Source organism: Pseudarthrobacter arbutini, from assembly GCF_054510915.1.
This window is the reverse complement of record NZ_JBTNDQ010000008.1, coordinates 156,787-171,435: the sequence shown is the minus strand read 5'-3', so window position 1 is coordinate 171,435 and position 14,649 is coordinate 156,787. Positions and strand designations below refer to the sequence as shown.

The 14,649-nt window shown below is 67.0% G+C and carries 14 protein-coding genes; 8 read left to right on the top strand and 6 right to left on the bottom strand.

Annotated features, from left to right (window positions below; all coding sequences use genetic code 11):
• Positions 1 to 26: 26 nt before the first annotated feature.
• Genes ACX80V_RS11270 through ACX80V_RS11260 form a run of 3 tightly spaced genes read right to left on the bottom strand, consistent with a single transcriptional unit; the run spans position 27 to position 2,694 of the window.
• Positions 27 to 557: a hypothetical protein gene (locus tag ACX80V_RS11270; protein ID WP_485843179.1), complete on the bottom strand. Its 531-nt coding sequence runs from the start codon at positions 555 to 557 to the stop codon at positions 27 to 29.
• A 13-nt stretch (positions 558 to 570) separates the two neighbouring features.
• On the bottom strand, positions 571 to 1,815 hold the full coding sequence (locus ACX80V_RS11265) for a winged helix DNA-binding domain-containing protein (protein WP_485843178.1): 1,245 nt from the start codon (positions 1,813 to 1,815) through the stop codon (positions 571 to 573).
• A 30-nt stretch (positions 1,816 to 1,845) separates the two neighbouring features.
• A complete protein-coding gene (locus ACX80V_RS11260) occupies positions 1,846 to 2,694 on the bottom strand; it encodes an SGNH/GDSL hydrolase family protein (RefSeq protein WP_099093423.1) in 849 nt (282 codons plus the stop codon).
• Positions 2,695 to 2,789: 95 nt separating this feature from the next.
• Between ACX80V_RS11260 and ACX80V_RS11255 the strand changes: the two genes are divergently transcribed.
• The gene (locus ACX80V_RS11255) at positions 2,790 to 3,440 is read left to right on the top strand and encodes an alpha/beta hydrolase (RefSeq protein ID WP_485843177.1); all 651 of its coding nucleotides are present in this window, start codon (positions 2,790 to 2,792) and stop codon (positions 3,438 to 3,440) included.
• Between the two features lie 82 nt (positions 3,441 to 3,522).
• Here ACX80V_RS11255 and ACX80V_RS11250 read toward each other — a convergent pair whose 3' ends face one another.
• Positions 3,523 to 3,756: an RNA-binding S4 domain-containing protein gene (locus ACX80V_RS11250; protein WP_056348226.1), complete on the bottom strand. Its 234-nt coding sequence runs from the start codon at positions 3,754 to 3,756 to the stop codon at positions 3,523 to 3,525.
• A gap of 33 nt (positions 3,757 to 3,789) precedes the next feature.
• Here ACX80V_RS11250 and ACX80V_RS11245 point away from each other — a divergent pair, with 33 nt between their 5' ends.
• From ACX80V_RS11245 to ACX80V_RS11230, 4 genes are all read left to right on the top strand, one after another.
• On the top strand, positions 3,790 to 4,815 hold the full coding sequence (locus ACX80V_RS11245; protein WP_485843176.1) for a DMT family transporter: 1,026 nt from the start codon (positions 3,790 to 3,792) through the stop codon (positions 4,813 to 4,815).
• A 133-nt stretch (positions 4,816 to 4,948) separates the two neighbouring features.
• On the top strand, positions 4,949 to 6,334 hold the full coding sequence (locus ACX80V_RS11240) for a glycine--tRNA ligase (RefSeq protein ID WP_058929547.1): 1,386 nt from the start codon (positions 4,949 to 4,951) through the stop codon (positions 6,332 to 6,334).
• Between the two features lie 2 nt (positions 6,335 to 6,336).
• Complete coding sequence (locus tag ACX80V_RS11235; protein WP_485843175.1) at positions 6,337 to 7,365, top strand: GNAT family protein; 1,029 nt, start codon at positions 6,337 to 6,339, stop codon at positions 7,363 to 7,365.
• Positions 7,366 to 7,613: 248 nt separating this feature from the next.
• Positions 7,614 to 8,987 (top strand): FAD-binding oxidoreductase, encoded by a 1,374-nt coding sequence (locus tag ACX80V_RS11230; RefSeq protein WP_485843174.1) that lies wholly within the window; start codon positions 7,614 to 7,616, stop codon positions 8,985 to 8,987.
• 31 nt (positions 8,988 to 9,018) lie between these two features.
• On the opposite strand, the gene ACX80V_RS11225 is transcribed toward ACX80V_RS11230, so the two are convergent.
• On the bottom strand, positions 9,019 to 9,819 hold the full coding sequence (locus tag ACX80V_RS11225) for a DUF1295 domain-containing protein (RefSeq protein ID WP_485843173.1): 801 nt from the start codon (positions 9,817 to 9,819) through the stop codon (positions 9,019 to 9,021).
• Complete coding sequence (locus ACX80V_RS11220; protein ID WP_485843172.1) at positions 9,816 to 10,556, bottom strand: alpha/beta hydrolase; 741 nt, start codon at positions 10,554 to 10,556, stop codon at positions 9,816 to 9,818. Before ACX80V_RS11220 ends, ACX80V_RS11225 begins: the two co-directional genes overlap by 4 nt.
• Before the next feature lie 80 nt (positions 10,557 to 10,636).
• On the opposite strand from ACX80V_RS11220, the gene ACX80V_RS11215 reads away from it, so the two are divergent.
• The 3 genes from ACX80V_RS11215 to ACX80V_RS11205 all read left to right on the top strand — a co-directional run bounded on the left by ACX80V_RS11215 (position 10,637) and on the right by ACX80V_RS11205 (position 14,641).
• A complete protein-coding gene (locus ACX80V_RS11215; protein ID WP_485843171.1) occupies positions 10,637 to 12,100 on the top strand; it encodes a YibE/F family protein in 1,464 nt (487 codons plus the stop codon).
• A 77-nt stretch (positions 12,101 to 12,177) separates the two neighbouring features.
• Positions 12,178 to 13,359, top strand: a complete 1,182-nt coding sequence (gene dusB, locus ACX80V_RS11210) for a tRNA dihydrouridine synthase DusB (RefSeq protein WP_485843170.1) — start codon at positions 12,178 to 12,180, stop codon at positions 13,357 to 13,359.
• A complete protein-coding gene (locus ACX80V_RS11205) occupies positions 13,343 to 14,641 on the top strand; it encodes a deoxyguanosinetriphosphate triphosphohydrolase (protein ID WP_485843169.1) in 1,299 nt (432 codons plus the stop codon). Before dusB ends, ACX80V_RS11205 begins: the two co-directional genes overlap by 17 nt.
• Positions 14,642 to 14,649: the final 8 nt, after the last annotated feature.

Genomic DNA, 14,649 nt, shown 5'->3' with positions numbered 1-14,649 from the left:
AATGTCCTCTCGCGCTGACTAAGCGATCAGCCGTTCATGATGTCGGAGCGGCGCTTCATGTAGTCCTCCATGGCCAGCTCGCCGTTGCTGTACTGCTGGTCGAGTTCGGCCAGCTTCCGGGCACGGTATCCCTGCGGGCCCGACGGCGGCAGGGGAATAGCGGGGGCGGCAGGCTGCTGCGGTGCTTCCGCGCGCTGCTCCGGCACCGGCTGGCCGTTGGGTTGCGGCTGACCGTACGGCGGGAACTGCTGATCCGCAGAAGGAATCGGCTGCATGGGCGGCAACGGCTGGCTCGGCGGCAGGGGCTGCGGGCTCATGATCTGCCGGAAGCCGCCACTCATGTAATCCTGCTGCGTGTAGCCGTCACGGGGCTGCTTGTTCTGCGGCCCCGGGTACTGATCGCTGCCCGGGTACTGCCCGCCGCCTGGAAACTGCTCGGGGTAGCGCCCGGAAAAGCTCTGCTCCTGGTTCCGTTTGTTCACGGATTTCCGGTACATCCGCATCGCCATCGGTATCACGAACGCCAGAATGATGATCCAGAAAAACAAGCTGTTCACGGTGTAGCGCCTCTCATATGTGTCCTTCCAGCTTAACCCCGGAGCCCACACGCGTGGCCGGGATCCCCAGGAAGGCCCCGTACCGGTCCACGGCGTCCTGCACCGCGTCTTCCACAGCGGGGCCCGCGGCAGCGAACAAGCGGATATCCAGCTCACAGCGGCCGGAGAACATGGTGTGCCGCCAGCAGCCGGCCATCCGCCCGTCCAGCAGCACCACATGCATCGGATCCCCGGCGACCGGGAACGTCGGAGCGCTGCCGCCCAGATAGTGCCGCGTTGCGGAATAACCCATCACGTATTCGTCATAGCACTGGATCAGATCGATCCGCGGTCCGGCCGCGGCCGTGGCATTGCCGGCCTCCGAACCGCCGTCCGCGCCGGCGTCGAAATAATGCTCGACGCCGTCAATCACCGACGTTGCCAGCGTTTCGGGAGCAGCCGCCAGGGACGGTTGGAGGCCCAGCCGCACGTCGGTCATGGTGAGCCCGGACCAATCGGCGCAGTCTTTGACCGTGGCCGGCCCGCGGCTGGTGAAGTAGCGCCGGACGAGCTCGCTGAGCGCTTCGGCCCGGGTGGGCGGCATGGCCGGGCCGGCAGGTACACGCTCGTCAAAAAGGGCGTAGGTCTGCTTCAGGGCCCCGCCCCGACTCCGCACTGGCGACCCGCTGGTCAGGATCCCGCTGATCTCGGCGTGCATGATCAGGTAGGCCAGCCCGAAGCCGGTGGCCGCGAACCCTTCGTCCTGCAGCCGCGCGGCCAACTGTTCGCGGGTCAGGTGTGGCCCGCCCCGGACGGCTTCGGCCAGGACCTGTCCGCTCCGGTCAGCGGTGGCGGCATCAATCCCGGTCTGCCGGTACATGCCCGCGTTGCCCTGGTGAAGCCGCGGCGCGGACAAGGCCGTTAGCCAGCGAAGATCCTCGCGGTGCACAAAATGCCAGGTGGGCCGCAGGATATGGGTGCGCAGGATGAGCCCGTCGGACACCGCCTCCTCCACCTCCGCGGCGGTGGCCACTGCAGCCTCCGCAGCCTCCGCAGCAACCCGATGAGACGGGGCCCCGACGGCAGCTCCAAGACTGCCGGTCCTTTGCGCCAGGCTCCAGCGGGCGTACGGAAACTCCTGCGCCTGGACAGCCAGCAGGTGCCGGACGGCGTCCTCCGCGGCGTTCAGGCCGGGCCCCCGCAGCCGTTGGGCGTGAAGCCGGCGCCGCACCACCTCATCCGGATCCATGCCTGTCCGGGGGAGCCGTCCCTGGGTCACGCCGAGCCGCCGCTCATGCCGGGGCCGCCGCTAGCGCCGGGCGTCGGTGGTGCCCAGCGGCCCCTCGCCGGAACCCAACGGAACGCCCGGGCCGAACACAGGGCCCGGCGTCGGGCGTTTTGCGGTGATTCCGTCGCCGGAAGAGCGGTGGCGCAGCCGCCGCACCACCCACGGGACAAAGTACTCTCGGGCCCACACCAGGTCCTCGGAGCGGGCTGTCCGCCACGTGCGGGCGGGCAGGGGCTTGGGCCGGAGAGGCTCGAGCGTGTGGTCCACGTTGAGCGATTCCAGCACCATGGCGGCGATGGTGTGGTGTCCCAGCGGCGAAAAATGCAGGCGGTCCTCGTCCCACATCTGCGGATCGTTCAGCTGCTTGAGCGACCACATGTCGGCGATGATGGCGTCATGGCGGGCGGCCACTGTGCGGAGGTTCTCGTTGTAGATGGCCACCTTGCTGCGGATCCGTCCCAGGACCGAGGAGCCGGTATCCGGACCGTTGAACAGCACCACCGTGGCGCCGCCCATGGCCAGGATCTGGACCACTGAATCAAGTTTTTCGGCGAGGGCGTCGGGGTCGCCGCCCGGCCTGATGAGATCGTTGCCGCCCGCGGAAAGGGTTATCAGGTCCGGCTTAAGCGCCAGGCACGGAGCGAGCTGCTGGTCCACGATCTGCTGCAGCAGCCGGCCGCGGACGGCCAGGTTGGCATAGGCGAAGTCCGCCTGGCCCCTGCCCAGTTCCTCGGCCACGCGGTCCGCCCAGCCGCGGAAGCCGCCGGGGCTTGTGGGGTCCGGGTCGCCGATGCCCTCGGTGAACGAATCTCCCATCGCCACATAGCGGCTCCAGGGGTGGGCTTCCGTGGCCCTGGGCGGGCTCTGCATGGCTTTTGCTTCATTCACGGTCCTATCCTGCCTCCTTGCTCACAAGCTACGCCACCGTAGGTAGTTACCGCCGGGTAACTGTAAGAATGGAAACCATGACTGACGCCCAAGTATTTCCCGCCCCCGTTGTTCTGTGGTCCCGGCCGGAGGACCAGCGCACCGGAAAGCCGCTGCTGGTGCTGCTCCACGGCTACGGCGCCAACGAACAGGACCTGCTGAGCCTGGCGGATATGCTTCCCGAAGACTTTGTAGTAGCTTCGCTCCGGGCGCCCCTGGCCACGGGCCCCGGGTTTATGTGGTTCCCCCTGACGGCCTCCATCGAATACACGCTCGACGCTGTCAAGGCCGCAGCCGTGTACGTGCAGGACTGGATCGACACCGTCAAGGCCGACCACCCGACGGTGACGCTGCTCGGCTTTTCCATGGGAATGGCCATGGCCACCACGATGCTCCGGCAGCGCCCCGCTGACTATGCCGCCGTCGTCGGGCTTTCCGGTTTTGTGGTCAACGCGGACGGGGACCCATCCTTCAAGGACGGCGAGCTGGACGGCACAGTGCCGCTCTTCTGGGGCCGCGACCAGCAGGACCCCGTGATCACCCCCGACAAGATCGACTACACCATGGGCTGGGTGCGCGGGCACGTCAAGCTCACCAAGGTCCTCTACACGGGCATGTGGCACGGCATCAACCAGCAGGAAATCGGGCACGTCTCCGAGTTCCTGACGCACGAGGTGCTGAACAAATAAACGTACGACGGCGGCCGGCGGCACAGTGCCGCCGGCCGCTTACGCAGTCCTCGCCGACTGAGGCTGAGCCAGGCCCGCTAAATCAGGCTTCGGGGGCCACAACCTGCACGGTCTGCCCGTTGACGGTGACGGTGTCGCCGTTGTGCAGCTGGCGTCCGCGGCGGTCGTCGATCTCGCCGTTGACCTTGACGAGTCCGTTCTTGATCAGCTCAGCGGCTTCCACGCCGTCCTCCACCAGGCTGGCGAGCTTCAGGAGCTGGCCAAGACGGATCATGCTGTCGCGGATGGGGATCTCTTGAATGTCCTGGTTGCTCATACAAGCAATAATGCCTGACGTAAGGTGAATCCAATGACCCACACCCCACGGCTGCCGCGCTTCGCGGGGCTCCCGCTGGCCGTCGGCGCGGGACTGGCCATTCCCGTCCAGGGCCGGATCAACGGTGCCCTCGGGGTCCGGCTCAACGACGGCATCGCCGCGGCCGTGGTGGGTTTCAGCACAGGCCTGGTGGTGATGATCCTGATCTCCCTGATCCTGCCCAGCGGCCGCGCCGGTCTGGCCAGGATCCTGCCGGCGGTCCGGACCCGGGCTTTCCCGCCCGTGTACGTGCTGGCCGGCGGCATCGGCGCCCTATTTGTCTTCGCGCAGTCCTTCACCGTGGGCATCCTGGGCGTGGCACTGTTTACCGTCGCCGCCGTGACCGGGCAGACCCTGAGCGGGCTGCTGGTGGACCGGCTGGGCATCGGACCGGCCGGCAAGAGGGCCGTGACTCCCATGCGGATCATCGGCTGCGTGCTGACGGTCGCCGCCGTGGCGTGGGCGGTTTCGCCGCGGCTGGCCGGCTCGCCGGGCGCCCCGGGCGCCCCTGCCGACGGAGCAGGCGGGCTGGAAACGTTGGTTCTGCCGTTGATCCTCCCTGTCCTGGCCGGTTTCCTGATGAGCTTCCAACAGGCGATGAACGGGACGGCCACGGTCCACTACGGTTCGCCCGTCGCCGCCACGCTGGTGAATTTCGTGGCCGGCTCCGTGTTCCTGTGGATTGCCTTGGCCGTCAAGGTGGCTGTATTTGGGCCGGGCAATCCGTTGCCGGCCGAGTGGTGGTACTACCTGGGCGGGCCCATGGGCTGCGTCTTCATCGGCCTGGGTGCGCTGCTGGTCCGCAGCCTGGGCGTGCTGGTGACCGGGCTCGGCATGATCGCCGGACAGCTCCTTGGCTCCCTGGGGCTGGACCTCCTGGTGCCGGCCCCCGGGAGCGTCGTGGCCCCGGCAACCGTCCTGGGCACACTGCTGACGCTGGCCGCCATCATCCTGGCCACACTGCCGTGGCCGCGGGGCGCCTTCCGGAGGCAGGCAGCTTCCAGAGGCAGCGGCCGGTAGGCTAGGACACGCAGTTCTCTGCATCTCGTTCCTTCGCCCGCCCCGCCCGCACCCAGCGGTGATGCACCCACGTGCAGCGGGGCCAGATACCCGCGGACCGCACCCAGCGGCCCTGTAGAAATTGGAGTCCACCATGGCAGCAAAATCCGTACTCGACCAGGTCATTTCCCTTTCCAAGCGACGGGGTTTTGTGTTCCAGGCCGGTGAAATCTACGGAGGCTCGCGCTCTGCCTGGGACTACGGACCCCTCGGCGCCGAGCTGAAGGAAAACATCAAGCGCCAGTGGTGGCAGTCCATGGTCCGCGGCCGCGAGGACGTGGTGGGCCTGGATTCCTCCGTCATCCTGCCCCGCCAGGTATGGGAAGCCTCCGGCCACGTTGATGTCTTCTCGGACCCGCTCGTGGAGTGCCTCTCCTGCCACAAGCGCTACCGTGCCGACCACCTCGAGGAAGAGTACGAAGAAAAGAAGGGCCGCCCCGCCGAAAACGGCCTGAAGGACATTGCCTGCGTCAACTGCGGCACGCGCGGCGAATGGACCGAACCCCAGGAGTTCTCCGGCCTGCTCAAGACCTTCCTCGGCCCGGTGGCCAGCGACGAAGGCATGCACTACCTGCGCCCCGAAACGGCCCAGGGCATATTCGTGAACTTCAGCAACGTCCTGACCACCTCCCGCAAGAAGCCGCCTTTCGGCATCGGCCAGATCGGCAAGTCCTTCCGGAACGAGATCACACCGGGCAACTTCATCTTCCGCACCCGTGAGTTCGAGCAGATGGAAATGGAGTTCTTCGTCGAGCCCGGCACGGACGAAGAGTGGCACCAGTACTGGATGAAAGAGCGCATGTCCTGGTACACCGGCCTGGGCATCCGGGAAGAGAACCTGCGCTTCTTCGAGCACCCGCTGGACAAGCTCAGCCACTACTCCAAGGGCACCACGGACATCGAATACCGCTTCGGCTTCCAGGGCTCGGAATGGGGCGAGCTCGAAGGCATCGCCAACCGCACCGACTTCGACCTCTCCACGCACTCCAAGGCTTCCGGCCAGGACCTGAGCTACTTCAACCAGGCCACCAACGAGCGCTACACCCCGTACGTGATCGAGCCGGCCGCAGGCCTGACCCGTTCCTTCATGGCGTTCCTGGTGGACGCGTACACCGAGGACGAGGCACCCAACGCCAAGGGCGGCGTTGACGTCCGTACCGTCCTGCGCCTTGACCCGCGACTGGCCCCCGTCAAGGCTGCGGTGCTGCCGCTGAGTCGCAACGAGGACCTCTCGCCGAAGGCCAAGGACCTGGGGGCGCAGCTGCGCAAGAACTGGAACATCGACTTCGACGACGCCGGCGCGATCGGCCGCCGCTACCGCCGCCAGGATGAGATCGGCACCCCGTTCTGCATCACCGTGGACTTCGACACCCTCGAGGACCAGGCCGTGACCATCCGTGAACGCGACTCCATGAGCCAGGAACGCGTCTCGCTGGACAAGGTGGAAGGCTACCTGGCCGCCCGCCTGATCGGCGCCTGAGCATGGCCATCGAATACCGCGAATGGCGTGAGGGCGATGACCTGACGCTGCTGGAAATCTGGGGCGGCCCGGAGACCGAGCAGGCCCGGCAGTTCCGCGGTGCCCTGACCGTCTCCTCGGCCGGCACGGACGGCACCCCGTGGCGCCGCTGCATCGTGGCCGAGGACGTCATTGACGGCGTCGGCATTCCGGTGGCGGCGGGCGTGGTTTACGAGGCCTCACTGCACCCGGAACGGTTGTGGACCTACATCGAAGTGGCGCGCGATCACCGCCGCGCCGGCATCGGTGCCACGCTCCTGACCATGCTGCGGCGCGAAGCCGGGCAGGCGCCGTCGGGCGTTACCCGGCTGCGCGCGAAGGTGCAGCCGGGCACTCCGGGGGCCGCGTTCGCCGAGGTGTTCGGGCTCGCGCCCATCCAGCGTTCCCGGCTGGTGGTGGTGGAGCCGGGCGCCCTGAAGCTGCCCGTGTTCCCTGCGAAGAACGACGGCGGCGGGCTGGCCAACGACGAAAACGCCGGTTCCGACGTCGTAATGGATCTCGCTACCGGTTCCGTTGAGCTGACCGACGTCGTGGGGCGGTATTACACGTCGATCCACGGCTGGGATTCGCCGGGCGTGCTGTCGGTGGGGCAGGTGCAGAAGCTGTTCCTGGATGATCTCACCGGCGCCCATGGTGCGCTTGTGCTGCGCGCCGAGCCGGGATCCGCCTTTGGCGCCGGGGTTTCCCCCAGCAAGAAGGGCCGGATCCGCGCCTTTGCGGTGAGCTACGCGGAGGCAGCCCAGGACCCGACGGCGGATGCTTCGGCCCAAGGTGCGAAGGCCACGGATGTGTTTGTGGGCCACGAGCCCGCGCTTGAGGCAGACGACGCCGCAGCCGCCGTCCGTGACCTGCTCTCGCTCCTCGCGTACCAGCACTCGGTCATGCTGGAACTGGACGATTCGATGACAGCGCTGCGCGCCGCCGTCGAGCCCTTGCTGGAAACCGGCAAGGCGCGCCAGGCCGGTGCCGAAACGCTGATCGTCTCGGACTGACCCCCGTACCCAACTGACTCGCAGTTAACGCTCTCAAAACGCGAAATGGCAAAATGGCGTAATGGCGACGTTAACTGCGAGTCAGTTGGGGGATTACCGGCGTTTGGGCGGCCACGTCCGGCAGTCCTTGACGGCGCACACGCCAAGGAGTAGTCCTTACTAAGGTAAGAGCCCGGCGAGCCAAGCCGGCTGGGGCTGAAAACGGCTGTCCGGAACCGGTCTCGACGAGAGAATCGGCGGTGGAACAAATGAACGGAATCGCACTCGATGGGCTGCGCGAACAGCTGCGAGGACAGCTTGTCACCCCGGAAGATCCGGACTATGATGACGCCCGGGCGGTCTTCAACGGGATGATCGACAAACGCCCGGCCGGCATAGTCCGGGTTGCGCAAGTGGCCGACGTCATCGCAAGCGTCAATTTTGCCCGCGACAACTCCATGCCACTGGCCATCCGGGGCGGCGGGCACAGCGCGCCCGGCTTTGGCACCTGGGACGACGCCTTGGTGATCGACTTCGTCAACCGCACCGGCGTGCGGGTTGACCCCGACGCCCGGACAGCCCGCGCGGAGGCCGGCGCCACGTGGGCCGACTTCAACCACGCCACGCACGCATTCGGCCTGGCCACCACCGGCGGCATCGTGGGTTCCACTGGCGTGGCCGGACTCACCTTGGGTGGCGGCATCGGCTACCTCGCCCGGAAGTATGGGCTCTCCTGCGACAACCTGGTCTCGGCCGACGTGGTCACTGCCGACGGCAAGTTCCTGACAGCCAGCAAGGACCGGAACGAAGACCTGTTCTGGGCCTTGCGGGGAGGCGGCGGGAACTTCGGCGTGGTGACCTCGCTGGAATACAAGCTTCACCCAGTGGACATGGTCCATGTGGGCATCGTCATTTTCGGCGCCGAGCACACGGAAACCGTGGCGAGGTTTTACCGCGACTACATGGACTCTGCTCCGGAGGAATTCGGCGCCTTCCTTGGTTTCCACCAAGGTCCGCCGGTCCCGTTCCTGCCGGAAGAATGGCACGGCAAGCCCGTATGCGTAGTGGTGGGCATGTGGACAGGAGACATGGCTGAGGGTGCATCACGGTGGCAGCCGTTCCTGGATATCGCGCCCGTAGCAGGATCGCTCGTCACGCCGATGCCGTATCCGGCCCTGAACGTGGCCTTCGATGGGCTTAATCCGAAGGGCATGCAGGGCTATTGGAAGGCCAACTTCCTGCGGGAGCTCAACGATGGCGCCATCGGGGCGCACGCCGAGTTCGGCGCAACGGTCACCAGCGTCAACACTGCCGTGCACGTCTACCCGATTGATGGCGCCGTGGCCCGCGTAGGAGCGGCGGAGACTGCCTTCGCGAACCGTGGCATGAAGTACTCGCCCGTCATCGCCGCACAATGGATGGACCCGGCCGACAACGAAGCCAACATTGCCTGGGCCCGCGGCTACGCCGAGGCGCTCCGTCCTTATTCGGCGGTCGGCGGCTACGTCAACTTCATGGATGCGGAGGACCAGGGCCGCGTGGCTGAGAACTACGGTGCCAACTACGAGCGGCTGGTGGCAGTGAAGGGCAAATACGATCCGGGCAACTTGTTCCATGTCAACCAGAACATCAAGCCTGCCTGAACAAGAGGACGCCTCAACCCTGCGGGGGAGGTTACCGGCGTTTGGGCGGCCACGGGATGAAGCCGCTGGTTGCCTCAACGTATTGCCGGTAGCCGGGGCGGCCGGACATCGCTTTTTCCGTCAAGGGCTTTCCGGTTTTCCCGGCGAGCGTCCACACCATCAGTGCCGGTGACAGGACCGTCAGGATGCCCGGCCAGGAGTCTGCGGCAATAAGGAACAGCCCCGTCCAGATGGCCGCATCGCCGAAATAGTTGGGATGCCGGGTGTACCGCCACAACCCGGCATCCAGCACCGTGCCGCGGCGGGACGGATCTTTCTTGAACCGGGCCAACTGCCAGTCGCCCACGGTCTCGAATACTAACCCCGTCACCCACAGCAGGACGCCGAGCGCGGCGACCCATCCCACAGCGCCGGTGGCGAACATCCCCACCTGCAGCGTCAGGGACACAAAGAACATGACAACGCCTTGCGGGAGGTAGACACGGCGGAGTGCATAGGCGTTCCTGGATCCGGGCGCAGGGTCCAGCAAGGCCTTGTAGCGCGGGTCTTCGTGTCCGTCGCGCGCCCGCCAGCCAATGTGGACTCCGAGCCGCAACCCCCAAACGGCCGTCAGGAGAAGCAGCGCCAGGCGGCGGGTGTCATCGCCCGATCCGGCCGACAGGAACCAGGACACTACGGCCACCGCGACGAAGCCGGGGCCCCACGCGACGTCCATCACCGAGTGCCGGCCCTGCCGCACGGCCGCACCAAACGTCAGCGCCAGGACCGCCAGGACCGCCAGTACTGTCCAGGGCAACGACGCCGCGAACGCCGGCCAGGGAAAAGGGCTCACAAGGCCACCTCAGCGGCGGACCCGGGCACCAGTTCAGCCAGCTTGCTCGAGGCCTGGTGTGTGAACCGCGTGCGCTCGGCGAAAGCCTTCATCACAAAACCGGTGGCCAGCGTGTGCCACAGCCGGCCGCGGCGCACCATAAAATGCCCGGCACCGTGCAGCGAAACATACTGCATGGAAGCTGCTGTCCCGGTGGCTCGGCGCGCAAACGCCAAGGACTGGGACGGGCTGGTCATATGGTCTCCCGTGCCGTGGACAATCAGGACCCTGCGTCCGGTGAGCGGGGTGGCGGGCGTCTCCGGGCTGAGCCACGGGGCCAGCGCCACCACGGCGTCCACCTGCGGATCGTCCGCGGCACTCACGGCGGTGAGGCCGCCCATGGAGTGCCCCACCAGATACACGGGAACTCCAGGGTGCTGCGCACTGATTTGCTGGAGGGCCCAGCGGGCATCCTGAAGCGCGGACCTGTCCGGCCCGTTCCAGCCACGCACGCTGTTCCGCAGGGACCACACCGCCAGCCCGTGGTCCTTGCCGGCGTGGTGCAGGTGACGAGCGAACGTGACCATGCGCAGCGGGCTCAGGTGGCGGGCCTCCACCGGCTCATAGCTGTGTGCCTTGCCCCCGTGCAGGACCAGTGCCACGCCCCGCGTTGTTCCGGAGGCCGCCAGCACAATGAGTGCCGCCTCCCGCCTCGCGGCAGGTTCGTTGGTGTGGAATTCAGTCCTGCGGTCCGTCACGCGTGGTTCCTCCCGGTTCCTGCCATTTACCAACCTTAAGGCGCCGGACGTAGAGTTCAAGGTATGAGGTTCAACTGCTGATGGGCTCCGGTCACACCCACGTTTCAACAGATCATTCGGAGCCGACGGCCCAGGCGATTGCTGCCCGCCGGAAGGCAAACCGCATCCTGGCCGCCGTGCTGGTGCCGCTGACGCTTCTGACCCTGGCGGGCATGGCCATGCTGTGGCCGTCCGGGTCCAAGGACGGCATCTCCCTTGCCAGCCCCTATTCGGCGGCGCCCGGCGTCACGTTCGATACGGGCAAGATCCAGAGCGTCGTGGAAGAAAGCTGCATGCAGGGCTCCACCGCCCCTGGCCAATCCTCGGACACCAGCGGCCAGCCCGCCCCCGCCGGCTCCGACTGCATGTTTGCCTTTACTGAACCGGACCAGGGCGGCAGCCCCGTCAAAGTGGTGATCAGTCCGGATGTGGCGAAATCACACGGCGTAAAACCGGGTGACCAGATCAGGTACCTGAACCTTTCCAACGCCCAGGGCGCCTCGGCGTCGCAGGGGTCCCCGAGCTACATCTTTGTTGACTTCGTCCGGACCCTGCCCATCGTGATACTGGCGCTCCTCTATGCCCTGGTGGTCATCGCGGTGGCGCGCTGGCGTGGATTCCGGGCACTCCTGGGGCTGGTGGGCGCGTATTTCGTCCTTGCCGGCTTTATGCTGCCCGGGCTGGTGGAGGGCAAACCTCCGCTGCTGCTGGCCCTGGTGGGATCAACGGTGATCATGATCGGGGTCCTGTATTTTGCCCACGGCTTCTCCGCGCGGACATCCACGGCGCTGCTGGGCACCATGTTCGGCCTGGCCATCACGGCGCTTCTCGCGGCCTGGGCCACCGACGCCGCCAACCTCGCCGGAGTTGGCAGCCATGACGCCACCACCCTGATCAATACCTCGGCCAACATCTCCATTTCCGGGGTGATCCTGTGCGGCCTCATCATCTCCGGACTCGGTGTCCTGAACGATGTCACCATCACGCAGTCCTCCGCCGTTTGGGAACTCTACGAGTTGGCCCCCGGCACCAGCGCCCGCAAACTCTTCACCTCGGCCATGCGGATCGGCCGGGACCATATCGCCTCCACGGTGTACACCATCGCGTTCGCCTACGCCGGCGCAGCCCTGCCCATCCTGATCATCGTGATGCTGTACAACCGGCCGCTGGGGGACACCCTGACCAGCGCCGAGCTTTCCGAGGAAGTCATCCGCACCCTCGTCGGCTCCATAGGCCTGGTCCTCGCCATCCCCGTGACCACCCTCATCGCTGTGCTGGTGGTCAAGGCCACCGGCGTCCGGACGGCCGGACAGTCCGCCATCGGCGTCCCGGACGAAGACCGCCGCCCCGACGGCACCTCGGGCGCCGCCGCCATCAACGCGGACGACGTCGACGATACCGGTGCGCTCGCGGCGGCTGCGTTCGAGAGGCGGTCACGGCAGTCCACGGAAGATTCCGCCGATCCTGCCACCACCCGGAGGGGGCGCCGGGCAGACCGCGGCTGAACGGGCAGCTGACCGACGCCAGGAGACCCCAAATGGGCCCGGCGCGCCGATTTGCCCGCCTTTGCGACAATGGACAAGTGACTGTTACCGCAACGCCTCCCGCCCCCAAGCTGGAACTCCCGCCCCTGAAGCTGGGCCCCATCACGGTGGACACCCCCGTGATCCTGGCACCGATGGCGGGCATCACCAACTCCGCTTTTCGTCGCTTGTGCCGTGAATACGGCGGCGGCCTGTACGTGGCGGAGATGGTCACCTCGCGCGCCCTCGTTGAACGCACGCCCGAATCATTGCGCATCATCTCCCACGACGACGACGAAAAAGTCCGCTCCGTCCAGCTGTACGGCGTGGACCCCGTTACGGTGGGCCAGGCAGTGCGCATGCTGGTTGAAGAGGACCGTGCGGACCACATCGACCTGAACTTCGGCTGCCCCGTTCCCAAGGTGACCCGGCGCGGCGGCGGCTCCGCCCTGCCCTGGAAGACCGACCTCTTCACGTTGATCGTCCAGACCGCGGTCAAGGAAGCGTCCAAGGGCAATGTCCCGCTCACCATCAAGATGCGCAAGGGCATCGACGATGACCACCTGACGTACCTCGACGCCGGCCGGATCGCCCGCGATGCCGGGGTCGCCGCCGTCGCTCTTCACGGCCGCACCGCTGCGCAGTTCTACTCCGGCCAGGCCGACTGGACCGCAATCGCCCGCCTGCGCGAGGCGCTGCCGGATATTCCCGTCCTGGGTAACGGCGATATCTGGTCTGCGGAAGATGCCGTCCGGATGGTCCGCGAAACCGGCGTCGACGGCGTGGTGGTGGGCCGTGGCTGCCAGGGCCGCCCGTGGCTGTTCGGCGACCTGATGGCGGCCTTCGAGGGAAGCGACGCGCGGCACAAGCCGGCCCTGCGCCAGGTCGCGGAAGGGGTGTACCGCCATGCTGAGCTGATGGTCGAGACCTTCGGCAACGATGAAGGCAAAGCGCTCCGGGAGATCCGCAAGCACATGGCCTGGTATTTCAAGGGCTATGTGGTGGGCAGTGAACTGCGGACCAAACTGGCCATGGTGACCAGCCTGGAGGTGCTGCGCGACACGCTGGACCAGCTGGACCTGGGCTCGCCGTACCCCGGCGTGGATGCCGAAGGCCCGCGCGGCCGGGCAGGATCGCCCAAAAAGCCGGCGCTGCCCAAGGACTGGCTGGAATCCCGTGCGCTGAACGCCGCTCAGTCCCAGGACATCTCCGCCGCGGAGCTGGATGTTTCCGGTGGCTGAGACGCGCACCACGGCACAGGCCCTGCCGGGCTACGAGGCCCACGATTCCGCCCGCTGGGTGGAGGAACCGCCCAAAAACAACTACCGCTCCGACTTTGAGCGGGACCGCGCCCGTGTGCTGCACTCTTCCGCCCTGCGCCGCCTCGGCGCGAAAACGCAGGTAGTTGCCCCGGACACCGACGACTTCGTCCGCACCCGCCTGACCCACAGCCTCGAGGTTGCCCAGGTGGGACGGGAACTGGGCCGCGCCCTGGGCTGCGACCCGGACGTGGTGGACACCGCCTGCCTGAGCCATGACCTGGGGCACCCGCCCTTCGGGCACAACGGCGAGTCCGCCCTGAACGAGGTGGCCCATGCCATCGGCGGCTTCGAAGGCAACGCCCAGACCCTCCGGCTCCTCACCCGGCTGGAGCCCAAGGTCCTGGCCACCGACGGGCGCCCGGCCGGCCTGAATCTCACGAGGGCCAGCCTGGATGCGGCGGCGAAATACCCTTGGTCCGCGCTGAACGCGCCGGTCATCCACGGCCAGCGCACCAGCAAGTTCGGCGCCTACGAGGACGATCTGCCCATCTTCAACTGGATCAGGGAGGGTGCGCCGGAACGCCGCTCGTGCCTGGAAGCGCAGGTTATGGACCTGGCCGACGACATTTCCTATTCCGTGCACGACGTCGAGGACGCGATCGTGGCCGGGCACTTCCAGCTGCGCTGGATGGACAACCCGGACCACCGGGCCCGTGTGGTGGGCTACGCCAAGCAGTGGTACCTCCCGCACAACGACCCCGCCGCCATCGATGCCGCCCTGGCCCGGTTGGAAGCCACCGACGTCTGGGTCCGCGAGGCCGACGGCAGCCGCAAGTCCATGGCCGCCCTGAAGGACATGACCAGCCAGTTGATCGGCCGGTTCTGCCAGAGCGCCCTGGAGGCCACGCGTGCCGTCTACGGCCCGGCAAACCTCACCCGGTACAGCGCTGAGCTGATGGTCCCGGACGAGACGGTCATGGAGATCGCGGTGATGAAGGGCCTGGCCACCACGTTTGTGATGACCACCGAACACCGCCAGCCCATCTACGAGCGCCAGCGCGAGGTGCTGCACGCCCTGGTCACCGCCCTGAACGCTACGGGCGACCGCCACCTGGAGCCAATGTTCGCGGCCGACTGGCGGGACGCGCCCGACGACGGCGCACGGCTCAGGGTGGTCATCGACCAGGTGGCGTCGCTGACAGACGGCTCGGCGCTGGCTATGTACGAACGGCTCGTGGGGAGCCTGCCGTCGCTGTGGTGACAGACGCC

What these genes read in the sequence shown, in the direction of transcription:
- ACX80V_RS11250 (WP_056348226.1), bottom strand. Translation starts at nt 3,756, where the DNA reads ATGAGCAACCAGGACATTCAAGAGATCCCCATCCGCGACAGCATGATC.
- ACX80V_RS11230 (WP_485843174.1), top strand. Translation starts at nt 7,614, where the DNA reads ATGAACGGAATCGCACTCGATGGGCTGCGCGAACAGCTGCGAGGACAG.
- ACX80V_RS11235 (WP_485843175.1), top strand. Translation starts at nt 6,337, where the DNA reads ATGGCCATCGAATACCGCGAATGGCGTGAGGGCGATGACCTGACGCTG.
- ACX80V_RS11255 (WP_485843177.1), top strand. Translation starts at nt 2,790, where the DNA reads ATGACTGACGCCCAAGTATTTCCCGCCCCCGTTGTTCTGTGGTCCCGG.
- ACX80V_RS11215 (WP_485843171.1), top strand. Translation starts at nt 10,637, where the DNA reads ATGGGCTCCGGTCACACCCACGTTTCAACAGATCATTCGGAGCCGACG.
- ACX80V_RS11240 (WP_058929547.1), top strand. Translation starts at nt 4,949, where the DNA reads ATGGCAGCAAAATCCGTACTCGACCAGGTCATTTCCCTTTCCAAGCGA.
- ACX80V_RS11205 (WP_485843169.1), top strand. Translation starts at nt 13,343, where the DNA reads ATGTTTCCGGTGGCTGAGACGCGCACCACGGCACAGGCCCTGCCGGGC.
- ACX80V_RS11245 (WP_485843176.1), top strand. Translation starts at nt 3,790, where the DNA reads ATGACCCACACCCCACGGCTGCCGCGCTTCGCGGGGCTCCCGCTGGCC.
- ACX80V_RS11260 (WP_099093423.1), bottom strand. Translation starts at nt 2,694, where the DNA reads ATGCAGAGCCCGCCCAGGGCCACGGAAGCCCACCCCTGGAGCCGCTAT.